Source organism: Gilliamella sp. Pas-s27 (assembly GCF_009795865.1).
GTDB lineage: Bacteria > Pseudomonadota > Gammaproteobacteria > Enterobacterales > Orbaceae > Gilliamella.
This window is the reverse complement of the sequence record NZ_WTEW01000012.1, coordinates 34,544-59,377: the sequence shown is the minus strand read 5'-3', so window position 1 is coordinate 59,377 and position 24,834 is coordinate 34,544. Positions and strand designations below refer to the sequence as shown.

16 protein-coding genes and 1 pseudogene are annotated in these 24,834 nt (G+C 35.9%); 5 read left to right on the top strand and 12 right to left on the bottom strand.

Features of this window, described 5'->3' with window-relative positions; translation table 11 throughout:
* The first annotated feature begins 177 nt into the window (after nucleotides 1-177).
* The 4 genes from GQ589_RS06175 to cyaY all read left to right on the top strand — a co-directional run bounded on the left by GQ589_RS06175 (nucleotide 178) and on the right by cyaY (nucleotide 2,414).
* The gene (locus tag GQ589_RS06175) at nucleotides 178-606 is read left to right on the top strand and encodes a type IV secretion system protein (RefSeq protein WP_370519421.1); all 429 of its coding nucleotides are present in this window, start codon (nucleotides 178-180) and stop codon (nucleotides 604-606) included.
* 119 nt (nucleotides 607-725) lie between these two features.
* Nucleotides 726-986 carry an EexN family lipoprotein gene (locus tag GQ589_RS06170; protein ID WP_160425164.1) on the top strand — a complete coding sequence of 87 codons (261 nt, stop codon included), beginning with the start codon at nucleotides 726-728 and terminating at the stop codon, nucleotides 984-986.
* Nucleotides 987-990: 4 nt separating this feature from the next.
* Nucleotides 991-1,350, top strand: coding sequence for a hypothetical protein (locus GQ589_RS06165; RefSeq protein WP_160425162.1), 360 nt, complete (start codon nucleotides 991-993; stop codon nucleotides 1,348-1,350).
* Between the two features lie 752 nt (nucleotides 1,351-2,102).
* A complete protein-coding gene (cyaY, locus tag GQ589_RS06160) occupies nucleotides 2,103-2,414 on the top strand; it encodes an iron donor protein CyaY (RefSeq protein ID WP_160411660.1) in 312 nt (103 codons plus the stop codon).
* Nucleotides 2,415-2,485: 71 nt separating this feature from the next.
* Here cyaY and uvrD read toward each other — a convergent pair whose 3' ends face one another.
* The 12 genes and pseudogenes from uvrD to GQ589_RS06100 all read right to left on the bottom strand — a co-directional run bounded on the left by uvrD (nucleotide 2,486) and on the right by GQ589_RS06100 (nucleotide 21,645).
* The gene (gene uvrD / locus GQ589_RS06155) at nucleotides 2,486-4,690 is read right to left on the bottom strand and encodes a DNA helicase II (protein WP_160425160.1); all 2,205 of its coding nucleotides are present in this window, start codon (nucleotides 4,688-4,690) and stop codon (nucleotides 2,486-2,488) included.
* A 206-nt stretch (nucleotides 4,691-4,896) separates the two neighbouring features.
* Nucleotides 4,897-5,610, bottom strand: coding sequence for a 5-amino-6-(5-phospho-D-ribitylamino)uracil phosphatase YigB (gene yigB, locus GQ589_RS06150; RefSeq protein ID WP_160425158.1), 714 nt, complete (start codon nucleotides 5,608-5,610; stop codon nucleotides 4,897-4,899).
* A gap of 2 nt (nucleotides 5,611-5,612) precedes the next feature.
* Nucleotides 5,613-6,533, bottom strand: coding sequence for a tyrosine recombinase XerC (gene xerC, locus GQ589_RS06145; protein WP_160411657.1), 921 nt, complete (start codon nucleotides 6,531-6,533; stop codon nucleotides 5,613-5,615).
* A gap of 9 nt (nucleotides 6,534-6,542) precedes the next feature.
* Complete coding sequence (locus tag GQ589_RS06140) at nucleotides 6,543-7,277, bottom strand: DUF484 family protein (protein WP_160425157.1); 735 nt, start codon at nucleotides 7,275-7,277, stop codon at nucleotides 6,543-6,545.
* A gap of 189 nt (nucleotides 7,278-7,466) precedes the next feature.
* The gene (gene dapF, locus GQ589_RS06135) at nucleotides 7,467-8,291 is read right to left on the bottom strand and encodes a diaminopimelate epimerase (protein ID WP_160425155.1); all 825 of its coding nucleotides are present in this window, start codon (nucleotides 8,289-8,291) and stop codon (nucleotides 7,467-7,469) included.
* A 124-nt stretch (nucleotides 8,292-8,415) separates the two neighbouring features.
* Complete coding sequence (gene lysA, locus GQ589_RS06130) at nucleotides 8,416-9,669, bottom strand: diaminopimelate decarboxylase (RefSeq protein WP_160425153.1); 1,254 nt, start codon at nucleotides 9,667-9,669, stop codon at nucleotides 8,416-8,418.
* A 12-nt stretch (nucleotides 9,670-9,681) separates the two neighbouring features.
* Entirely contained in the window at nucleotides 9,682-9,849 is a 168-nt protein-coding gene (locus GQ589_RS06125; protein ID WP_160425152.1) for a lipoprotein, read from the bottom strand.
* A gap of 354 nt (nucleotides 9,850-10,203) precedes the next feature.
* Nucleotides 10,204-11,285 (bottom strand): annotated as a pseudogene (locus tag GQ589_RS06120) (IS3 family transposase).
* 293 nt (nucleotides 11,286-11,578) lie between these two features.
* Nucleotides 11,579-12,913 (bottom strand): hypothetical protein, encoded by a 1,335-nt coding sequence (locus tag GQ589_RS06115; protein WP_160425150.1) that lies wholly within the window; start codon nucleotides 12,911-12,913, stop codon nucleotides 11,579-11,581.
* Complete coding sequence (locus GQ589_RS06110; protein WP_160425193.1) at nucleotides 12,900-19,166, bottom strand: AAA domain-containing protein; 6,267 nt, start codon at nucleotides 19,164-19,166, stop codon at nucleotides 12,900-12,902. The genes GQ589_RS06115 and GQ589_RS06110 overlap by 14 nt, the downstream gene beginning before the upstream one ends.
* An 18-nt stretch (nucleotides 19,167-19,184) precedes the next feature.
* Nucleotides 19,185-19,829: a 4Fe-4S single cluster domain-containing protein gene (locus GQ589_RS06105; protein WP_160425148.1), complete on the bottom strand. Its 645-nt coding sequence runs from the start codon at nucleotides 19,827-19,829 to the stop codon at nucleotides 19,185-19,187.
* A 1-nt stretch (nucleotide 19,830) separates the two neighbouring features.
* A complete protein-coding gene (locus GQ589_RS06100; RefSeq protein ID WP_160425146.1) occupies nucleotides 19,831-21,645 on the bottom strand; it encodes an AAA family ATPase in 1,815 nt (604 codons plus the stop codon).
* 531 nt (nucleotides 21,646-22,176) lie between these two features.
* On the opposite strand from GQ589_RS06100, the gene mutS reads away from it, so the two are divergent.
* Nucleotides 22,177-24,735, top strand: a complete 2,559-nt coding sequence (gene mutS / locus GQ589_RS06095) for a DNA mismatch repair protein MutS (RefSeq protein WP_160425145.1) — start codon at nucleotides 22,177-22,179, stop codon at nucleotides 24,733-24,735.
* The last annotated feature ends 99 nt before the right edge of the window (nucleotides 24,736-24,834 follow it).

The following is a 24,834-nucleotide window of genomic DNA, read 5'->3' as shown; positions in this document are numbered from 1 at the left end:
TGTTGCAATATCTGTATCTTTTAACACAAGTGCTGGAGGAATTCCCGTTTTTGACGGCGCAGCAAATGCACAGCATTACAACAATGGATAGAAAAATTCCAACAATGGCAACAAACAGTTGTGCTCTATCAAAAACAAATTGAGGTTGTTGATGATCAGTAAAATACATTAAAAGGGATAAGGAGTCACATAAAGAATTTTAATATAAATACTCTAATTAACGATATCAATGCCATTGATAATTTAATGCCAAATTATGATTCTATCGTTAATGGCAAATGGAATAAACAAGCTGAAGCACTCTCTAAAAAACGGGGTATTAATGAAAGATGCTGTGATCATGATAAAAAGTTAAATAATATTTGTAAATCAGAAAATATGAATCTAGCATCAAATTATATTGCGACGGAAAAAGTTAATCAACAGGTAAACGTAATTACTAAAAAAATTAGAGAATTAGCTAATAAAGTAGCAAGCTCACAGGATATAAAAACAGATATAAATAATCAAATTGCATTATATAACGGGCAATTAGAAACGTTAGATCGGAAATTATCAGTAATTCAAAAACAATATGAGTTACACAGAGATTTAATAGATAAATAAAGAGAAATCGCAATAAAAATGAAAAATTTACAACCTACAACAGTTTTTTTTCAAGAATTGCAAAACGCAATTTAATAGAAAAAAAATCAAGAAAGTCTAATCAATTCTAGGAGAATGAAATGAAACAATTATTATCTATCTTTATTATTACAACAATAACTATTTTTTTAACTGGCTGTGAAAAGAATTACACTGTTGAATATTGGAACTCTCATAAAGAAGAAAGAAATGTTTATCTAGAAAAATGCGGGAATGGTGATATTAACAGAGATTCTCAAAATTGTGAAAATGCGAGAATATCTCTTTCAGAAGATCCGACAACGGATTTTTTTCAAAATTTGCATGACACTTTGAAAGAAAAACTTAAAGATAGGAAATAATAATATGTTAGGTGTTTTTTCTTGTTTACAAGACGTTGTTGATATGGCATTTCAAAGGATAGACAGTCCAGAAGTTTTGAGAATAATAGATACAATTGGGAGTATATTTGGTACTGTTATGTTGCTGTGGATAACTTTTAAATCTATTGATATCGCCTTTGGACAAAGGCGATTTGTCATATCAGAAAATTTACATCGGATATTAATGATATCAATAATTACTTCTATTGCACTTGATACTAAGGGTAGGATAAGTCTGATAATTAAGTCTGTAAAAAATTTAAGGAGCTTACTTACTGTTCAGGAGGGAGGAGCAATTGCACAGTTAGATGCATTAACAAATAGATTTAATATAAAACTATAAACCCGATTGTAAAATCAGCCCCATGTGGCACTGGCTAGCTAATAGAAGCTATTTTCTAGCTGTCTTATTTTTTAATGATTTGTCCAAGTTTGTTTATTTTGCTGGGGGGTTGAAATTGTTTTAACAATGACATTACTTTTCACTCCTTTAGTTATTTTATCTCTGTCTTTCGAGTCAACAAAAACTTTTTTAATAGTTGGATATCTAGCGTAGTAGATTCAATAGTAACGATGATTTTAGCGGGTATTATATTGTCTTTAATGGCGACCATTGTAGAATCAATAGTTTTGATTCTCGGCAGAACTCCTGGAGTTTCTTATATTGCTGCAAGCACAAGTTAAATGTTTGCTCTTTTCTTCTTTTTCTTCATGAATGAAGTTAAAAATTTGGCTAAATTACTTGCGATATAAAGGTGACTTAATAAAAAAAATAACTCTATTCATTTTATTACTATTTTTAATAACTGGATGTGTAAAAAGTAGTAACGATCTTGTTCATTTAGAGAATAATCAATTGCAGGCAGTTAACAATGGTTATCTAAAAAATGAAGTCACGAAAAACATAGGGCATATAATAGATGACAAAAAGTAACTCTCAAGTTATCGATGCATTAACAAAAGAAATCAGAACTTTCGAAAAAGACATGTTTAATAATCTATCGACACTTATTTTACTCTAGCCACCTTGCTGTGGCAGAGTATATCCATTTATACTAACATCACACCATTATTTATTAGAATGATTATACTTTTATGAACATTACACAATTCCATACCCTGACCGACCAATTATTTAATAAAATTGAGCTATTTTTAGATAATTATGCAGATGAACATGATATTGATTTGGACTATGAAACCAATGGTAATGTCATTACTGTTAGTTTTCCTAATGGCAGCAAAATCATTGTTAACACTCAAGAACCCCTATTCCAAATTTGGTTAGCTACACGAAAGCAAGGTTATCATTTTGATTATATAAATGATAATTGGCTTTGTAACCGAACCGATCAATCATTCGACCTGATTTTTTCTGAATCAGTAAAAGATCAAGCAGATCAATAAAACAGATAAAAATGGGAATTTAACTACCAATTCCCGTTTAATCACTTAATAGTACAATAGCTTAATAGCGTCTACAATAAAGTTAAATTTGCTAATTTAATAACTAACCACTTAATTCCTTCATTAACGAAAGCAATTTGTGCTCGCTTATGATCACCTTCACCATCAATATTAACAATAGCTCCTTCACCAAAACGGCTATGTAATACTTTACGACCTAATCTATAACCATCATCATTTTGATTTGATTTTTTAGAGTAAACCTTTTTACTGTCATTATATTCTTTTCGATCGGATGCTCTGATAAAGTTTTGATGACTGATTTCGTTTAATACATCAACCGGTAATTCATTTAAAAAACGTGAAGGTAAATTGCGTTCTTCACGTCCATATAAACGCCTTATCTGAGCTAATGATAGTGTTAGGCGTTGACGTGCTCGAGTAATGCCGACATAAGCAAGACGCCGTTCTTCTTCCATTTTTTCAGTATCTTGTGCTGAACGTTGGTCTGGGAATAACCCTTCTTCTAGTCCAACAATAAACACATTATCAAACTCAAGACCTTTCGCTGAATGTAATGTCATTAATTGAATTGAATCTTGTTCATTAATTACATCTCCGCTTTCTAGCGAAGTGTATGCCAAAAATGATTCTAGAATAGTCAATGGCTTACCTGTTTCACTATCTTGAATAACCGTATTTTCATTAGAATGATAAAATTGCTCAGCCGCTGATACTAATTCTTCAAGATTTTCTAGCCTTGATTGTCCTTTTATACCGGGTTCTTGTTCATACATTTGCAATATACCCGATAATTTAATAATCATATCAAGTTGCTTATAAATTGGTTGCGATTCCACTTTATCAAAGATAAATTCCATCAAATCCAAAAAACGACTTAAACCAGAGCATTGCCTTTCGCTCAATGCATTGGTTTGGATCAACATTAAACAAGCATCCCACAATGAAATACCATGTTGCTTAGCGACAGTTCTAACTCTATCTAGCGTAATACTACCAATTCCACGCGTTGGAGTATTAACCGTCGCTTCAAATGCCATATCATTATTGTGATCATGCAATAATCGTAAATAAGCAAGCGCTAATTTAACTTCTTGACGTTCATAAAAGCGAATTGAGCCATAAATTTGGTAAGGTAATCCAGCTTGTAATAATGTATCTTCAAATATACGTGATTGTGCATTACTTCGGTACAAAATAGCACAGCTTGAGTAATTATCACCTTCTTGATGACGCTTTTTAATTTGACCTGTAACAAACCTTGCTTCATCAATATCATTATAACCAATATAAAGCAAAATCTGTTCGCCATCGCCTCTATCTGTCCATAAATTTTTACCCAACCGTTTGGTATTTTGTGCTATCAACTTATTTGCAGCATCTAAAATATTATTGGTTGAACGGTAATTTTGTTCTAATCGAATAATTTCAGTTTCAGGGTAATCATTGATAAACAATTGAAGATTATCTGCATTCGCTCCACGCCAACTATAGATAGATTGGTCATCATCCCCCACAATCATCACATTAGCGGTATTACCTGCCAATTTTTTTACCAATCGGTACTGGATTTTGTTAGTATCTTGAAATTCATCAATTAAAATATTACAAAAACGGCGGTGACAGTAATTTAAAACTTCTTCATTTTGACAAAGGAGTTCATAGGTTCTTAGAATTAACTCCGAAAAATCGAGATAACCAAGCTTATCACAAATAACTTGATAGTCGTGATAAATTCTTTGCCACATAACTTGTTTAGGATCTTCAGGAACAATATCATCGGCACGAAATCCCTTTTCTTTCTGAGCAGAAATAAAAGCGGCACACTGCTTAGCTGACCACTGTTTTTCATCGATTTTCAGCTCACGAAAAATTCTTTTAATGAGGCGAACTTGGTCTTCTGTATCAATCAGTTGAAAATTAGGTGGCAATTTAGCCTGCTCTGAAAACATACGCAATAAGCGATGAGCCAAACCATGAAAAGTGCCCACCCACATACCATTAAAATACCCTTCACCAACTAATGCTTGAATACGTTCTTGCATTTCGGCAGCGGCTTTATTGGTAAAAGTAACCGCAAAAATAGAACCCGGGGAATATTGCTTTTCAATACAAAGCCAAGCAATACGATGAACTAAAACCCGAGTTTTACCACTCCCTGCACCAGCAAGAACAATAGTATATTGATTATCAGTAGTAGTAGCATTTCGTTGTTCGGTGTTTAGATCTTCTAATAATGATTGATTAATTTCCATTATATCCAAACCTATTTTGATAACCAAAAACACTAACCAGCATTAATGTTGAAAATGTTAAGATTTTTATCATATTTAAAGATATTTTGTTGACTGTAATCAAACAGGAATATAAAAACAAAGCTATTAAGCGCAATACAGCATTACACTTAGCACAATTTATTGTTATACAGGTTTACTGTCCATCTATACAGTTAAAAGTAAGATTATAGCAGATTATCCAATTCTAGCAATTGCGTTATTTCAATGTGAGGTAAACATCTTGTATCATCAATTTGAAAAATATCATGTTTATAGATATTAATAAAACAAGCCAAGAAGCCATTATTTATAGCACCATTAACATCAGTCAATAAATTATCACCTACATGTAAAATATGATGCGGTGAGATAGACAACTTGTCAGAAGCCAACTCAAAAATCTCAGGAAAGGGTTTTGAGCGCCCGTGTTCACCACCTCGTAGTGAAAATTGAAAATAATCCCCTAAACCTATTTGATGAACATCTACATTACCATTAGTAATTACAGCTAAAGGGTATTTAGTGGCTAGTTTTGTCAATAACATATGTGTTGACTCTGGGACTTGCATTTTGTGCCGCCAAAAATTAAAACATGTCATTGATTCATCAATAACATCTGCAAATTTTTGTACTGGAATATCAGTTTTATTTAACAGCGATTTGATAGTTTGAGATCGCCAGACATTAACATCGTGATAAATTTCTGGCTCCGATACAAGTACAGTGTGCTTTTCGGACAAATACTCGGATATTGTAAGTGTGTGCAATTGTTCATAACTTTGAAGTGTTTTGAGCATTTCTTCTTCTGCTTTTTCAACGATCATGCTGTTATCGTATAACGTGTCATCAAGATCGAAAGTCAATGCTTTAATCGTATTCATCGTTCGATAAAAGTGCATCGTTATTTTCTCCTTTTAGCTCGTGGATGAGCTGAATCGTAAACTTCAGATAGATGTGAAAAATCCAAGTGCGTATAAACTTGCGTCGTTGATAAATCAGCATGACCAAGCAGCTCTTGTACTGCTCGCAAATCTCCGCTTGATTCAAGCATATGAGTTGCAAATGAATGGCGTAATTTATGGGGATGAACATGACTGCTTAACCCTTGTTTAATACCCCATTGTGCAAATCGTTTTTCGACATTACGCGGTGAAATTCGTTTACCCAATTTTGAAATAAACAGCGCATCATCTTGAGGAACAAACAAATTTCGCATTGACAGCCAATGCTTAATCCATTTAATTGACTCTCGACCTAATGGTAATTTTCGTTCTTTATTACCCTTACCCATTACGCGAATTTCGCCATCGGTAAGGTTTAATTCACGACAATTCAATCCCACTAATTCGGAAAGACGCAATCCTGAACCATACATCACTTCAAGCATCGTTCTGTCACGAACAGAAAGCGGATCATTATATTCAATATCAAGAAGCTGGTTGATTTCATCAATATCAATATTTTTAGGAAGATGTTGCCCCAATTTAGGATTCAAAACCCCACGCGCTGGGTTTGCATTAATAAGATCATTTTTAACCATCCAATCGCAAAAGCTCCGCAATGCCGATAGTCTTAATGATAAACTTCTTGCCTGTAAACCGGTGCGTTTACTGCGACTAATCAATAATCTTACCGCTGATGAGTCTAAATCTTGCCATGTTGAAAGTTCTATTTCTTTCGCTAACGAAATGAGCGCATACAGTTGTCTTTGATAATTAATTTGAGTATTTAAGCTGAGCTGTCGTTCTGACTTTAAATAATTTAAAAACTGATCAACGGGTAATGTTAATGCAGTATTGTCAGTTTGATTAGGCTGTTCCATCGCGCTTCCTTATTTTTTCCGCATAATCCATCTGCTAATTAAAATAGGCAAAATTTCACTCATTTTTTCAAGTAATAATGTACCTTGCCCAGCTTGGTAATGTTGTGGATTAGTGCTAGTAAACATTAGCAATCCTAAATCACCAAATTGCCCCAATAGAGATAAAGCGACCGATCCAACATAACCGTGTTGAGGTAATAAAAAATCGAGTTCAGTTGAATTTAATGATCCTAAATATTGTTGGTTATACTGCAAATGCCTAACACGAATAAAATCAAACTGTGATGAATTTAACGCTAAGTGATGATAATTTGATGGCGCACTAAGCAACCATTTATCGTCAAAAAGATACAGATAAGCACCGCTAAGACCTAACGATTTTGCCCATGTGTTTAATAACGCTATCAATTGATTTAGATCCTGAGATTTAATCAACTCAATTTGTAGATCCATTAGTTGGTTAAACAGCAATTCGTTGGCGCTGGCATGTTCCATTAATAATGAGATTTCACACTCTAACTGATTAATTTTGTTACGCTGACGAGCCATATTCCATTCAGGTAACGAAATAATCCCCCGCACAGGATGAGGGACTCGCATGTATTCAACATGTCTAGCATTTCGTATAAAAAAATCTGGGTTATCAATAAGATATTGCGCCACAATTTCGTCATTTAATTTTACTGATGAAGGCTTTTGCCGAGCTCTTTTAGCGCTTAAACTTCGTGTATTTTTACCAACCATAATTAACGTCTATTATATTATCGTATTATCACATTACGTTATGTTTCTACTGCTTTTTTGCTTTAATTAAAACGCTAAAAACACAAATAAAAACTTCAATAAAATCAATACCTTTCCTGAACGATTTTTGCGTTGTTATTTCTACCAATTTAACCAACAAATGCAGGTGCTTATCAATGAATATGGAATTTAAATTGCAATAAAACCATCATAAACATGTGTTGCAGGTCCTGTCATATAAAGTGGCTGATTGTTGCCTTTCCATTCAATCAATAATTTACCACCTGGTAAATTAACATTAACACCTTCATTTAATAATCCTTGTTTGATGCCAACGGCAACTGCTGCACAGGCTCCTGTACCACAAGCTTGTGTTTCGCCAACGCCTCGTTCAAATACCCGTAAGTTAATATTATTGCGATCAATAATATGCATAAATCCGATATTAGCTCGTTCAGGAAAGCGTTCATGCTGCTCTAATAGTGGTCCTAGTGTTGCAACTTCTGCTGTTACAATATTATCAACTTGAATTACACAATGCGGATTCCCCATTGAGGCTACACCACATAAGACTGTCTGTTCTTGTGCACGGATGATATAGGTCTTTTCTTCTTTGATAGCTTTGAAAGGGATTTTACTGGGTTCAAAAATAGGTTCACCCATATTAACACGTACGGTTTCGTCATCATTTACTGTTAAAACAATATTACCTTTCATTGTGCTAACTTTTAATACCCGTTTTCGGGTCAATCCTTTTAAACGGACAAAGCGTGCAAAACAACGAGCACCATTACCGCATTGCTCAACTTCAGAACCATCAGAATTAAAAATACGATAATGAAAATCGCTATCTGGCACATAAGGTGGCTCAACAATAAGCAGTTGATCAAAGCCAATACCCGTATATCTGTCCGCCATACGTTTAATCATTTCAGTAGAAAGATGAACATTTTGCGTTACGGCATCAATAACCATAAAATCATTCCCGAGCCCATGCATTTTTGAAAAGTTCATCGTTAATTTACCTTCTATTGTCGAACATTTTTATTTCGTTACTTTTAGTTTTGACTGTTAACCAGCATCCACTTAAATCGGAAATACTATTATCATTAAGCATTCCCGATACAATTTACCAATATTATAAAACAGCCTCACCACGCCATAAATCATCAAAGGATTCTCGCTGACGAATTAATTTATGTTGTTGTTCGCCTACAAGCATCACTTCCGCTGGTCTTGGGTGACTATTGTAATTTGATGCCATACTAAAACCATAAGCGCCTGCGCTACAGATAACAAGTAAATCATCTTGCTTAACTGAAAGTTCTCGCTGATAAGCCAAAACATCGCTCGATTCACAAATCGGACCAACGACGTTATATACAAAAAGTTCATCGTCAGATTTTGGTTGTCTTTCAGGTAAAACATTCATCCAAGCATCGTAAAGTGCAGGTCGAATTAAGTCGTTCATACCAGCATCAACGATCGCAAAGTGGTTACCCTCTTGATGTTTGGTATACTCAACTTTAGTAATTAACACACCAGAATTAGCTACAATAGATCGCCCTGGTTCAAACAAAATTTCAATATCAGGGTAGTTGGCCAATTTGTTTTTTAATTCTGTCACAAGTTGCGATGGCGTTGGTGGTTGTTCGTTATCATAACAAACACCTAAACCGCCCCCAAGATCAATATGTTCAATTGCAATATTATCAGCTTGCAATTGGTCCACTAAAGCAAGTATACGATCAGTAGCATCAATAAACGGCGATAACTGTGTTAACTGCGAACCAATATGACAATCAATACCAACAATATTTATATTTATTAATGCGCGCGCCTTTTGATAAACTGATAATGCTAACGGATAGCTAATCCCAAATTTGTTTTCGCGTAGACCAGTTGAGATATATGGGTGTGTTTTAGCATCGACATCAGGGTTAATTCTTAATGAAATCGGTGCAATTTTACCTAATCTTTTAGCGACTTCATCAATTCGATACAATTCAGCCTCAGATTCAACATTAAAGCATTTAATACCCACTTCAAGTGCCCGCTCAATTTCAATGATTGATTTAGCAACACCAGAAAAGACTATTTTTTTAGGATCCGCACCGGCTTTTAATACTCGTTCTAATTCACCTTGTGAAACAATATCAAAACCTGCGCCGAGTTTTGCAAGCAAACTTAAAACAGCCAAATTACTATTCGCTTTAACGGCATAACAGATTAAGTGATTTGTATTAACCAAAGCCTGTTCATAGGCTAAAAACTGCTCACGAATATGCTCGGCTGAATAGACATATAAAGGGGTACCATACTGCTTAGCAAGATCAGCAATCGCTATTTGATTAGCAAATAAGCGATCATGTTGATAATCTAAAAAATCCATCGTTTTATTCCATTATGCAATTTTAATAAATAAATCAGATTGAATTGAGGCAGTTGTTGTTAGCTTGTTTTGTTGAGTTGCCGCTTTTTCATCTGGACGATAAAGTGGACCTTTTAATCCACATCCCTCTAATGCCAATATGACAAAAAAGACAAAGAGTAATTTTATAATTAATTTCATAAAATATTCACAATTTTTTCTATTTTTTAGAATGCCATCTATATTACACGATAGGCACAATGCTGCAAAGCGCAAATAATAACATGTAGGAAAACGTCGAATTGTTTACACTTCATGATTAAAATAATTGGCTAAAAAACACTGTAACGGTATACTTTTCTTGTAGACATTCTTAGCAGTATGATAAATCATCAACAAAGGAGATTACCTGATGACAAGACAACTAAGTAGTGAATTTAAACGAGAGTGTGCAGAATTAGTTCTGAATTATAGTTATGCACATAAAGATGCCACAAAAATAATGAATGTTAGTATGTAAATATCCCAAACTTAGTACACAACTCACGTAGAAAATTAAGCTGCTTGTTTTAGTGTTTTATACTCAATTGGTGTCATGTTATTTAATGCCTCATGCGGTCTTTCGGTGTTATAAATCGTTAACCATTCTTCGGTTATTCTCCTTACCTGTTCCAGATTATTAAAAAGATATAAATCCAATACCTCTGTACGGTACGAACGGTTAAATCGTTCAATATAGCCATTTTGATAAGGGCTACCGGGCTGGATATAATCAATGGCTATATCATGTGATTTAGCCCAGTTTATAAAGGGTTTTCCTGTAAATTCTGGCCCATTATCGACCCGTATTTTTAATGGATACCCATGATATTCGGCCAGTTTATCTAAGTAACGGGTGATCCTTCCTGCTGGTAAGCTTACTGCAATATCAATCCCTAACGCCTCACGATTAAAGTCATCGATGACATTGAATGTTCTAAAGCGACGTTGATTACGGCTACTGTCACTCATAAAATCCATTGACCAACATTCACCTTGTTTATTGGGGACGAATAACCTTTCCGGGCATCGTGGAGGAATACGTTTTTTACGCTTTACCCTGAGATTAAGCCTTAATTCACAATACACCCGATATACCCGTTTATGATTCCATTTATAGCCGAGCTTTCTGATACGATTAAAGCATTTAGGAAAGCCCCAGCGTAAAGGCCGGTCTGTGATAGCATTCAACACCGAAACAATCACCGAATCATCCTGTAACTTAGGTTTATAATAGTAAGCACAACGGCTTAAGCCAACAATGGCACAACTCATAGCAATAGTAACTAAATAATTTTGTTGTCGTTGCTGTGCCCACATTTTACGTGCCTTTGTGGGCACTAAAGCTTTTTTATGATTTCTTCCTGAAGCTGGGATTTTAAACTCAGTTCGGCAAACATCTGCTTAAACTTGCGGTTTTCAGCCTCCAGCTCCTTTAAGCGTTTGATATCCGAAGTTTCCATTCCGCCGTATTTTTCCCGCCATTTATAGAAAGTTGAATTACCCATGCCCTATTTACGGCACAGTTCTTTAACCGGAATACCCGCTTCAGCTTCTTTTAAAATAGCGACGATTTGATGTTCAGTCATTTTTTTCATAATTAAATCCCCTTTTCTTTTATCATAGAGAATTTTCTACTTTTTGCTGTACTATTTTAGGGGATAGTTACAAAAACTTTTATCAGACTTTTTTAGTATGTCATAAATGCTTTAGCCACTGACTATAAAGTGTTTAGCTAAATTGGTGATAATAATTTTTCTTTATGATATCAGCGCCCTATCACCTGTCTGTGGTAAGGCGTTAATTTTGTTTTTTAAGGATATTTATTACTGTGTTTCTTAAATTACTGTAAACAACGTGAGGAATTCCTACAAATAATATATTTTATTTACTAAAAATATTTTTTTACGTTTTCTTTTATTATTGTACCATTTTGTTCTTCATTAACTTGTTTTATAGCAACCTGTCCAATAGCGAGTGATTTTTCTAGTATTAATGAATCCCCTTGCTTAGCAAGCCATGCTTGTAATTTAGCAAAATCGCTACACCATAGTGTTTCTATATCTTTATCTCGTTGTCGATCTTCTTGTTGAGTAAATCTGACCGCTCTAATTTGCATCCGTTGGTTTTCAGCTTGTCCTGTAAATTCAATACCATATCCTGGCGTGGCAGGATTGCGAATGACTAATCGCCCGTCTTTAATCCATTGAGTTTGCATATCACTCCTTACTTCGTAACCTAGTTTAGATAAGCATTGAAGTAAAGTTTGCTGCCTGTAAGTTGCGGTTATGGTGTTGGTTACTTTTATAAGTTGCTGCTCACAATTTTCAACTAATGTTGTTAATTCATCTATAGTTAACTTATCCAATTGTTGAATATCTAACTTTAAAGGTTCTACTGATTTTTGTTTCAACTCCGCTACAATGAGTTCTAATTTAGCCAATAATTGGGTACGCTTTTTGGCTTCTTGTACGGTTTTTGATAAATCTAATAAAATACTATCTAGTAATAAATTTTGTTGTTGTTTTATTGTTTCTGTTTCTGCTATGTTTAATCGTTGCATAAAAGATTGATAGACATTTTTATTTTCTAATGCGAGTTCACTTAAGTAATGATCTATTCGGCTAAAGCGCGGATCCCTTTGTGAGGTTTGATGTTTAGTTAGCCAATCTGTATAAGTTTGTGTTGATTTATCTACATTCATGCTATTTAAGATTGCTTGTTGTTTTGCCGTCAACACATTCGTTTGTTGTTCAGGTACTAAATAACCAAAGACTTGGTTAAATACAGCTGTTGCTGAGCCTTGGTAGTTTCCTTGTATTATTTGTGTCAGTTCATTGTGTAATGCTTTTGGTAGGTGCAGCCCTTTTTGTGCTATTGCATTTATCAACAATTGAGCATTTTCTTTGGTTTGTCTTGCTTCTTCACGTTGCTTCGCTAATGTTGTTATTATGACTTGCTTACGTTCAATAATATCCGCTTGCAGCTGTTTAATTTCTATAGGTACTAGTCGTTGAATATCTGAAAATTTATCTTCAGCTAATAATTTATTAAATTTTTCTCGTGTGTTGATGATGCCTTGCAAAAACGTATCATCGGTAATTGCTAAGTTTTGCATCGCATGCTGCCATTGGTTAATGGCTTGATCAAGTTGGGCTAATATCCCTTGGCAAGTAGCTATTATTTCTTCTCGTGTCACTATGTGTACAACTTTAGGACCGCTCATGGGTTTCTCCTGTGGCAAGCGTTTCATTTATTAATTGCCTAAGCTTGGCTTTAATTTGTTCATTTTGTTCATACCATTCATGGGATGTGATACGAATGATATGAGGAATAGATCTTTTTAGCACCGCCGTACGCCAAATATCTCTAGCCCTAGCATTAGCCAATAAAGGATGTGTTGGAGCATCGCACTCAATGCCCACTATATAAAGTTGCGTTTTAGGATCTTCTATTGCGAAATCTAAAGCAAAAACGCCTGTTCCTGAATTTTTGGTATAAGACACTCCTAGTGATTGTATAAACATTTCTACATCATTTAAAAGCGCATCTTGTCGAGATTCGATTAATTTTGTTGCTTGAGTTTCAGTAGTGGCAATAATACCTTTTAAAAGGCTTTGTGCTGTAACGAAGTCTCCAGCCGACAAGGCTCTAGCATATGCCAGATAACATTGTAAGTAATCTCTTGGGCTTATTGGTTGATGCTGTGATGCTAACATATCTGATATATCTTCAATTGGCATAGAGCAAAGTAATATTACTTTTTTTCTTGCCCGTGTGATGGCAACATTGAGTCGACGTTCTCCTCCCAATTGTCCAAGCACGCCAAAGTTACGACGGAACACGCCTTCTTTGTTTCGACCAAATGTCGTAGAAAATATGATAATATCCCTCTCATCACCTTGTACATTTTCTACATTTTTAATAAAAAAAGACATGTTTTCACCCGACTCTACACGCTGAGTCTCTTCGAGATAAAGGGTTCGAAATATCTCATTTTCTCGGACTTTTTTATTAAATAAGTCTTCAATCAAATCAGCCTGCTTTTTATTAAATGTAACAACACCGAGTGAAGGACGTTGTTCTTTCGGTAATTGCCAAATCTCTGCAACCTTTTCCACCACTTGTTCTGCCTCAATGAGGTTTGTTTGATTGTGATAAATTCCATTAACCTGTAAAAATTCTATAGGTTGAACTTGTTTTATTGTCGATTTTGGATGACGTACTGGCACATTAAGCTGATTATTGTAAAAAGCTGCATTAGAATAAGCAATTAATTCACGATAATCAGAACGATAATGAATTTGTAAGCTTGTACTTGGTAATACTGAACGTGCTAATTGCAACAAATCAGGGCAATCCATAATTTCTTTACAATTCCATTGACCGGTTTGTAATTCTTCTTGTTCTTCATCGCTTAATTCATCATAGGACAGATTTAAATCAGCTTCTTCTATTTCTATTTGATTAGCAAAAAAATTACTAGGTGGCATTTGCTTTTCATCACCACTTACTACCAATACTTTACCACGGTAAAGGGTTGGGATAGCGTATTGTATCGGCATTTGAGAAGCTTCATCATAAATAACCGTATCAAATAAGCCTGCTTTTAAAGGTAATAAACGACTTGCCACATCAGGATTCATCAACCAGATAGATCTAAGTTTCATTAAGCCTAATTTTTCACCTTGTTCTATAAATTCTCTTAAACGCCTAGCTCTAACACCTGTTAGCCTTGTAATATCTTCCCACTGTTTTAATGATCCTAATTCTTTAATAGGAATATTTTGTTCAAGTAATACGCGGTTCAAAGCTCGCATTTCAAGGTCAGCTGCGGCTAATAATTTAATTCGTTTTTGTGTTTCTTCATCATTAATTAATAAGATTGGATAGGCTAATTCTATTCTTTCTTTCCATGCTTGATAAGCTTCTCCATTGACCAATTGCCTAAATACTTTTTCTAAATCGGTTACCGCTATTTGTTTCAATGGTTCTTGGTAACTACGCAATTTAGCTAGCAACTGTAAGGAAGTGGCTGAAAGTTGTTCGGCTCTTTTTCTAAAATATTGGTAGTCAGCCAAGCTAGGTAAAGCTTGCTTGATGTCTAATAGTTTAGGTTCCGTTGACACATTGTTTTCTATCGCTGTTTTACAGCTTTGATAAAGCGAAGGGCTTAAATAGTGTTCAATCCTAGCTAATTTTTCTAGTGCTTCTTTTCGAGCAAAGTAACGATTAAAAGCCGTTGTATAATCAGCTAAAAGTTGTTCAAAGACCAGTTTGCTATTTAATAACGCTGCTTCTACCTCTTCGGTTCTCGGGGCGATCATTATTTTGTTAAATAGTTGCATTACTTCTTCTAAAGCAACTATCGTTTCATTAATGAGTCCAGCCATTTTAATGCCAATTGTATTATCAGGTATCGGTAATTGTAATTGTTTAAAAATACACTGTAATTTATTACGAATAGGGCGATATTGTTGCTCTAAAATCAATGCGTGAAAAAGCATTGGGAAGCGTGTTTCATCACATATTTCACCTTGCTGCATTAAGAAATGTGTTAAATTTTTCTTTGCAGAATATCGCGTAATACTTAAAAAGCTATACCAAGAAGTTGGTGTCATCATGCGGCTAGCTTGCTTTGTTAATTTATCGAGCTGTTGCTGTTCTAACAAACATAGCTTAGGCGATAAATCACACCACGAAGCATTACTAATAACGGCCAATTGTTCTTCAAGCCGCTTTAGCTCTGTTATCAGTATATAACCTTCTGATGAACTTTGTTGTTTAGCAGCGTCGACTTTAAAAAGCGAAGACCATTTATTTAGTTGTATTCTTACACTGTCAGAAATTGCTAAAAACATCTGTCCATCAGTTTCTATCCAGTATTGATAGGGGGTAGGATCATTTAAATCAAATCGTGCTTGGTTAATGTTTAATACAACTGTACGATTATGTTCCGCTTCCATAAAATCAGTAAAGAAATGATTAAAATCACTGAGGGTTGCTGGCTCATGCGAAAAAGCACGCAACTCACTTAATGCCGTATGCTCGTAATTCGCTGGTAGCCAATAACGTATCAGTAATGCACATTCATCTTCTAGCTCGGCTAATTGTACTTTATTTAATGCACTTAATACGGATCTAAGTTGTGGTGCTACAAATGTACTCAGCTGCTTATTTAAACTGATCAATTCAGCTATTAATTCTCTATAAGTTAATCCTGTCTGTTCATCTACATGATGCAAAGCTTGGTGATAACTATCGAGTTGATGTTCTAACTGAGTAATTTGGTTTGCAATTTGTTCTCTTTTAGCTTCCCAGTGAGTATCTACTGGTGACTTAAATAGTCTATCAAGTTGCTCTCGGATACTACTAATCACTATATTGCGGTCAGCATTCACATCATTGATCATTATTGCGCGATTATTAAGCCCCTCAGCTACAAGTCTTTTATAAACAACTTCAAGCGCGGCTTTTTTCTGGCAGACAAGCAAAATTGTTTTATTACGACCAATCGCATCGGCTATCATATTGACAATGGTTTGGCTCTTTCCTGTGCCTGGAGGTCCTTCAATCAATAGTCCAGGATATTGTCTTGATTGAAGTACTGCATTTTCTTGAGAGGGATCGCTTGCAACGGTAAAATAGTGCTCTAGCTCAGGTGTTTTTTCAGGAATATCCGCTAAAGTTTGGTAAGGTTTTAATCGTAATGCGGTTTCTAATGCAGTGCCAATAGGAGATATTTTTTTCAATTTATTTAATTCTTCACCTATCGATTGCCCCATAAAATTAACATTAAAAAACACAGCTGAGCAACTTAAGTATAGCTTTCCTCGCTCTATCTCTTGCTTAAATGGTAAGGCTTGTACTTTTCTTGATAAAGGGTTCCCCAATATACTAAGAGCATCGATAATTTCCTGTGTAGATAAAGCGGAACGGGTTAATAATTCATCTAATGTATTTTTCCATGTTTGATATAAGCTCTTACCTAATATTCCTTCCAAAGCAGGATTAATTCTAATTTCTTCCCGATCATGATCGAAGGAAAAGGCAATATGATTTCTTGCACCAAGCTCGTAATGAAGTTTTATCGGCCATAACAGCAATGGTGCAATGCGAGGTAATCTATATGCTGTGGGTTCTTGATAAATTAAGAAAGGAAACCCCATATACAAATCATCAATGCCGGTATCTCTTTTGTACAAAGAAGATTGTCTATATAAATTACTTAATCTACGCTCTAAATATTGATCTTGTTGAAATGCCATCAGATCGATACTTATTTGACGGCTATTACGTGCAACAAGATGATCTAATAATGCTTCTGCTGGCTTACGCTCTGTACCTAGTAAATAAATATCGATTCGTGGCATGTACAGCCCTAAATGCATTCGAACTAAAGGTCCTTGCAATACTGAGGCAGAAACTTTTTTATGGAAGAAATCAATAATCTGTGAAATATATTGCTGTTTATGCGGTTTTATCCATTGCTCTGCCGGCACACTTAATAACAGTAACAACTGGTGAAAAGGCATTCTTTTTTCTAATCGGTATTGCTCAGTCCAAGCATCTAGCTGCTCATGTCCTATACAAGCAAAACCTTCAATACGCTCATTAAGCATTTGATAAAGTGCTAATCTAGGTTGGCGCATTAATTCTTTTAATTCTTGCTCATCCACCGTTACTACTGAATGCTGATCACTTAATTTTAAAACTTCTTGCGTTACATTATCTATCGATTTGAATTGCCCGATCTGAGCGCTTAGCAATACAATCAAATCTTCTTCACTGATTGCTCGTCGCTCAATTAATGATAAAATTCCAACATTATTGGCATCAGGAAAAATAGCTAATCGCTCCTCCCATAATGCAGTTAATTGAGCGCGCGATGTAGAAAGCAGATGAATTTTTAGCGTTTCTTCATCCAAACGAATTTGCAAATTATCTGCTCGTCTTCTAACTGTATTTGCTCTTTCTTGTAAACGCCACAGCCAAATCTCCAAATCTTGTAAAACATGGGGGATAAATCCCTCAATAAATAGACATCCTTGTAATGGATGCTGTAATAGCCAACTTGGTGTAATAATATCGCCTTTGAGTACCAATGGCATATCAGGATTTAATATCTTAAGTACTAACATCAATTTTAAATCGTTGCTTAAATCAAGTTGACGTAGAACTTCTCTTACTTTAGCTAGTATTTGCTCATCAAACTCAGCCTTTTCTAACCATGTTGTGACTAAACCTCTTACAAGGTGATCACATGCTTCTTGCCAATAAAGCGGATCAGCTGCAGCTAAGGCAAATAATTTAATATCAAAATAATGTCGCTCTCCTAGCTGAATTGTTGAACCTAATTCGTGTTGAGTGCTTGATAAGGCTTCTGGCACGGCAACCATTTTATCTTGTAGCCATGCCTGCACTTGTGGCCATTGCCAACGTTCATGGTGGTTTTTAGCCAATAACCCCTTTAATAATTGTTGTAATTGTGTTGGTAAGTTATCAGGAATTGTTACTCCATTGGTTAATATTTGTATTAAAAAAGCTTGATCATTCACACCAGCAAAGCATTGCCCTTGGGTTAATTGCTCTAATAGAATAATCCCCAGACTCCACCAATCCGATGCAACACTAACGCCACCAGCAATAACTTCAGGTGCCATATAGCGAGTTGTTTTTAAAGGCGATATAACCTCTAAATCAAATTCTGATAAACGAGCAGATCCAAAGCCTGTAATCACCAAATCTAAAGGATCTTTAGTTCTTACTAACAATGTTTCAGGTCTTAAATCACAGTGTCTTAATCCTACTTCGGTAAACGCCTGTAAAGCTTGACCTAACTCTGCCATAACATGCTTAATGCTAACAAGATCGGTCATAACAATACCAAGATCTGATAAGCTTCCTCCTGTTAGTTCTTCCGCCACCACATAAGCTTGAGCATTCCAACGACCTGCGGTAATAATTTCAGGAACGTGCTCTTTAGGTAGTTGTTTTAATACATCATAAATCGCCACGTCAGGCTCGGCACCGGCATGATAAAGTGTTAAGACGGCTCTTTTTTTATCTTCAATTCTCTCGGCTAAATAGCGCTCTCTAGTTCCATCTGTGGTACTTAATGTATTTAATATTCGCCAGTTATCAATTGTTGTTTCCAATGCTTGTGACGCAGATTCTAAGGTTTGAGTTGCCGCAGATATTACCTCTTGTTCTATAACATCTAACTCGGCTAAATCCCCACCGCACACCATGCACATCAAATCCCCCTCATCCATCCGGTGACCATTAACACAATGTGGCAATGAGCTTATTTGCTCGGTTAACTCCTCGGCTGTAACAATAGACAACGGTCGCCAACCTGATTCACGAATCGGTTCGTTCGACAAATCCCAACCGCAAACTTCTGTCTCAATAGTTCCTTCGCAAAAAATCTCATAAAGTGATCTTTCTGTTTCACAATGAGGACAAAAACGCATCATTGCCATAATTGTTTTTCCTTAATCTCGGGGTTTATCGATTGTTAATACTATACGGTGGCCTTGTTGTGCTAACATATCTTGTAATAGCTGCATGTCATTTCTTTTAGGAATGCCTGCCAACCAAACCGTTCCATCTTCATCAAACATTACATCCAGTGCTTTTTCTTGTTCGTTCACGGTGGCTTGATAAGATCTAAACCGTTTTTCTCCTAAAGGTGTGAAAAAGTGTAGCCGTTGATTGTCACTACCTCTAAGTTGTAACGTTTGCACTGTTTGGTATTGAAAGGGATCGGTTATCAATGCATCTATATAAGGTTTAATCGTAATTAAATGTTCGGTTATTTGCTCTAATGAATAACCGGTATACACTAAAATATCAATGGCCGTTTTTTGTTTAAGCAGTTGTAGTAAGGTAGATAAGGCATTCACTTGATCAAAAGGCTCGCCACCTGAAATAGTAATGCCATCAGCTTGTGCTAACCAAGGTGTTAGTTTATCGACTAATTCGTCAACATCAACAAACTCTTTGGCAGTACCCCATGTGTCAGCTGAAATACAACCTTTACACCTTAAACGACATCCTTGAAACCATATACCTATTCTATTACCTGGTCCTAGTGTCGTCACCGGAAAATGGATACGAGATAAACCTAATTTTACCATTCTACAACTCCAATGTTATTGCATTAGCTTGCACTGAGGTAATAGTTACATGCTGCCCAACTTGAGGATTTAAAGCAAACAACTCACGTGCCAGTGGATTTAAAAGATGTGCTTCTAATTGATTACGAATACCTCGCCCCCCATTAGAAAGATCAGTTAAAGCTAACATTTTTAGGCTATGCATGGCATTAGGGCTAAAGGTTAATGTCAGTCCTGTTTGCTTAAAATCATTTAAAATATTAGCCACCATTTGTTCAAAAATCTGTTCAGCAATTTCTGGGCGGATAAAATCAAATACCACAATATTTTCCCCGATCCTGTTCAAAATTTCAGGACGATTTAGTACCACCTTGAAATAATGATCTATCTCATTTTTTACTCTTAGTTGTACCACATCAAAAGAATCATCGGCACTAACATTCACCTCTCGTTTTCCGCTTTCTGTCATTTTATAAATGCCTAAGTTAGATGTAAAAATAATCAGCGCTTCAGAAAAATAAACTCTATCTCCTCTTCCTGAAGTCAACTCACCATCATCTAAAATCTGCAAAAATTTATCCAAAATACGGGGATGCGCTTTCTCAATTTCATCAAATAACACAACACTAAAAGGTTTTTCTCGAATTGCATTAGTCAGCTCGCCGCCTACGTCATACCCCACATAACCAGGAGGTGCACCAATTAAACGTTGATCTGAATGCTCTGAGCTAAACTCAGACATGTCAAACCGGATATATGCGCTTTCATCATTAAATAATAGACTGGTGATAGTTTTTGCTAACTCTGTTTTACCAACCCCTGTAGGCCCAGCTAAAAACACTACCCCTCGAGGTCGATTCCCCTTACGGTTAACTCCGATTCCCGTAATTGCACGCTTAACAATATCTAACATATGTGTCACAGCATGCATTTGCCCTTTTACGCGCTGCGAAATAAAGGTTTCTGCCTGCTGTATTTTTTCTCTATCTATTTTTTGCCAAGGATCCTCTGTCACCCCCACCTTATAACGCCGTACAGCATCAGCAATTACGTTAACACCTATATTTTCTACTCGTGCCAATGTAGCAATTGCGTTCATATCCAATAACAGCATACCTTCTGTACTATTTACGAATGTTTTTTCGGCTTGAGTTAAAATCTCATCTGGTAATTGTTGGGCATGAGCAATTCCCTTAATTAATGCACCTGCCAAAGCTCGGCGAGCAATATGATCTGGTTTAGCGACAGAAATAGATCTTACTTTAGGATTATTCACCAAGAACCAATCCGGTAAATCCCCCTCCTTTTCCACGACCCATAGCACTGTATTAAAAAAAGGTTGGCGATTTTCCCCTGCAGGACGTACTTTTGCCTGATGAGACAAAATCAATGCTCGTGTAAATAATTGATGTTCAGCTGGCGTTAAATTATCGGTGCGCACACTTAATTGAGAAGCAAAATCCACCAATAAAGCAATGGGATCTCCAACAAAATTAACAAGCCGTTCTAATACAGAACTCAATAAATCAACACCACCTGTGGCTTTGCCATTTTCTGGTGTTAAACCTAACTTTTGTAATAATTGATCGGTATTATTGGCAGGAAAGTCGGCTGTTTGTAAACATCGAAAGCCCGACAAGGGATCCCATATCACAACATGCTCATAACCGACTTGTTTTAAGCAACGATAAACGGTTAATTCAAAAGATTGTGGTGTAATAACAGAAGGGACTATCTCGCAAGCTTGTAAATCTCGGATATTACCTGATAATACAAATTGACTTTTAAGTGGTAAAAAACGTAACAAATCTCGTACCCATCGAGGATTTTCAAACATGCTTGACTCCCTTAAAAATAAAACTTATTAACTCATAATTATAAGGCACATTGGTATAAAATGATTTATTGGCGTATTTTTCTTTTAGCTGATTGTTCCTGACCAAAATACTAGACAGTGCCCATCTCTATCATTTTACTGTTTTGGTAATATTGTTGTTCACATTGTTGTAGCAATACCCAACCATTGGCCCAATAACAACCGATACGATTATAATAGATTTCAATATGTTGAATATAAAAAACACATAAAAAGTATATAATTTAGAATAATGTGCTCGTAATGAGTCCAATTCTTTAATTAAATGCAAGCGTATCCATTTTATATTAAGCCCAAATAGCCTCTGTAATAAACCAATAATCAGTTATAATAAAATTATTATATAGATGATTACATTATACAACTTACATTTATCATAATTTATGATTAAACTAAAAATAAGAACCAGTGCAAATTTATGCATTTTAATGGTTCTTTGTTAGACTAATGAATTTACTTATTACGTTGAAAGATAAAAAAAGAAAAACCACCATGACTAATAAAGACAATTTAGCCAACCACACCCCAATGATGCAGCAGTATTTAAAACTTAAAGCTGAAAACCCTGATATTTTATTGTTTTATCGTATGGGTGATTTTTATGAGATGTTTTATGATGATGCTAAACGGGTATCAGGGCTTTTAGATATTTCGCTCACTAAACGTGGTTCTTCAAATGGTGAACCAATTCCAATGGCTGGTGTGCCCTATCATGCGGTTGAAAGTTATTTAGCTAAGTTAATTTCGCTAGGCGAATCCGTTGCTATTTGTGAACAAGTTGGTGATCCTGCGACAAGTAAAGGACCAGTTGAACGAAAAATTGTCCGTATTGTGACGCCCGGAACCGTCAGTGACGAATTATTACTAGAAGATCGCAAAGACAATTTACTGGCTTCAATTTGGCAACATAAAAAACATTATGGCTATGCCACGCTTGATATTAGTTCTGGTCGCTTTTATGTTTTTGAATGCGATAGCTTTGAAGCAATGCAAGCTGAACTGCAACGAACAAGTCCAGTTGAATTGTTATATCCTGAAGATTTTGAATCGATGCCTTTAATTGAACATCGCCATGGTTTGCGTCGTCGTCCACAATGGGATTTTGATCTAGAAACAGCAAAGCAACAACTCAATTTACAATTTGGTACGAATGATTTAGTCGGTTTTGGCGTAGAGGCATGCCAATATGCACTTTGTGCTGCTGGTTGTTTATTGCAATACGTTAAAGATACCCAACGCACAGCTCTACCTCATATACGTTCAATTATCAAACAGTCAACATATGACTTTGTGATATTAGATGCCGCAACTCGTCACAACTTAGAAATCACCGAAAACTTATCGGGCAGTACATCAAATACGGTTGCAGAGGTATTAGATAAAACACAAACCCCAATGGGTAGCCGAATGCTTAAACGCTGGTTGCATTCACCGATTCGTCATATTGAAACTTTGCAAAACCGCCAAGATGCCATTGCTGAATTACAACAACATATTGATGACGCATTACCATTATTAAAACAAATGGGCGATCTTGAACGTGTTTTAGCAAGACTGGCGCTACACACAGCTCGCCCACGGGATTTTGCGCGTTTGCGTGATGCCTATAATTTATTGCCACAATTACATTTTTTATTAGGACAATTTAGTTCGCCTTATTTACAAACTTTACGAACCAAAATTAACCAATTCGATCATATTGCCACGTTATTAAATAGTGCAATTGTTGAAACGCCACCCGCTATTATTCGTGATGGCGGTGTGATGGCAACAGGCTACAATAGTGAATTAGACGAATTGCGTAATCTTGCCGATGGCGCAACCAATTACCTTGAACAGCTTGAAATAAGAGAACGTGAATCACTTGGCATTGATACGTTAAAAGTTGGATTTAATGCAGTGCATGGTTATTACATCCAAATTAGTCGTGGACAAAGCCACCTAGCGCCAATTCATTATACTAGGCGCCAAACATTGAAAAATGTGGAACGTTATATTATCCCTGAACTCAAAGAATACGAAGATAAAGTGCTTACCTCAAAAGGTCGAGCATTAGCGCTTGAAAAGCAGCTATACGAACAACTATTTGATCAATTAATGCCAGACTTAGCTGATATGCAAACGAGTGCTGAGGCAATTGCAGAGCTTGATGTTTTAACTAATCTTGCCGAACGAGCACTAACGCTTAATTATCAACGCCCAACATTATCAACACAAGCAGGTATTAAGATCAAAGACGGACGTCATATTGTTATTGAACAAGTTCTACAAACACCGTTTATTCGCAATTCGCTGCACCTTTCACCTGCAAGGAGAATGCTGATTATTACTGGCCCGAATATGGGTGGAAAGAGCACTTACATGCGCCAAGCGGCATTGATTGTTCTACTTGCTTACATTGGTAGCTTTGTTCCTGCATCAAAAGCAGTAATTGGACCTGTTGATCGTATTTTTACCCGTATTGGGGCTTCTGATGATTTAGCTTCGGGGCGCTCTACCTTTATGGTAGAAATGACCGAAACAGCCAACATTATGCATAATGCGACAGAACAAAGCCTTGTTTTAATGGACGAAATTGGTCGAGGAACTTCAACTTATGATGGGCTTTCACTTGCTTGGGCCTGTGCTGAAAATCTTGCCAACGAGATCAAATCAATGACACTATTTGCCACGCACTACTTCGAACTCACTCAACTTCCTGAGCATATGCAAGGCGTTTATAACATCCACTTTGATGCCATTGAACATGACAACACAGTGGCTTTTATCCACGAAGTATCAGAAGGTGCTGCTAGCAAAAGTTTCGGTATTGCCGTTGCAGGGCTTGCTGGTGTACCTAAACCGATTTTGAAACGTGCTAAACAAAAATTAAAAGAGTTAGAAGTCATCTCAAAACAATCGGCTAATAGTAATGTCGACCAATCTCAACTCTCCTTTATTGACGAACCTGAACCGTCAGAAGTTGAAGAAGCCTTAAAACAGATCGACCCTGATGCATTAACACCAAAACAAGCATTAGAAATGTTATATCAACTAAAAAAATTACTGTGATTAAATAGTATGATAGTGAGGTTATCGCATTATGATACTAAAATAAAAAACCACTAGGTGGATTCCTAGCGGTTTTTTATTGTTAATAACCACTAAAAT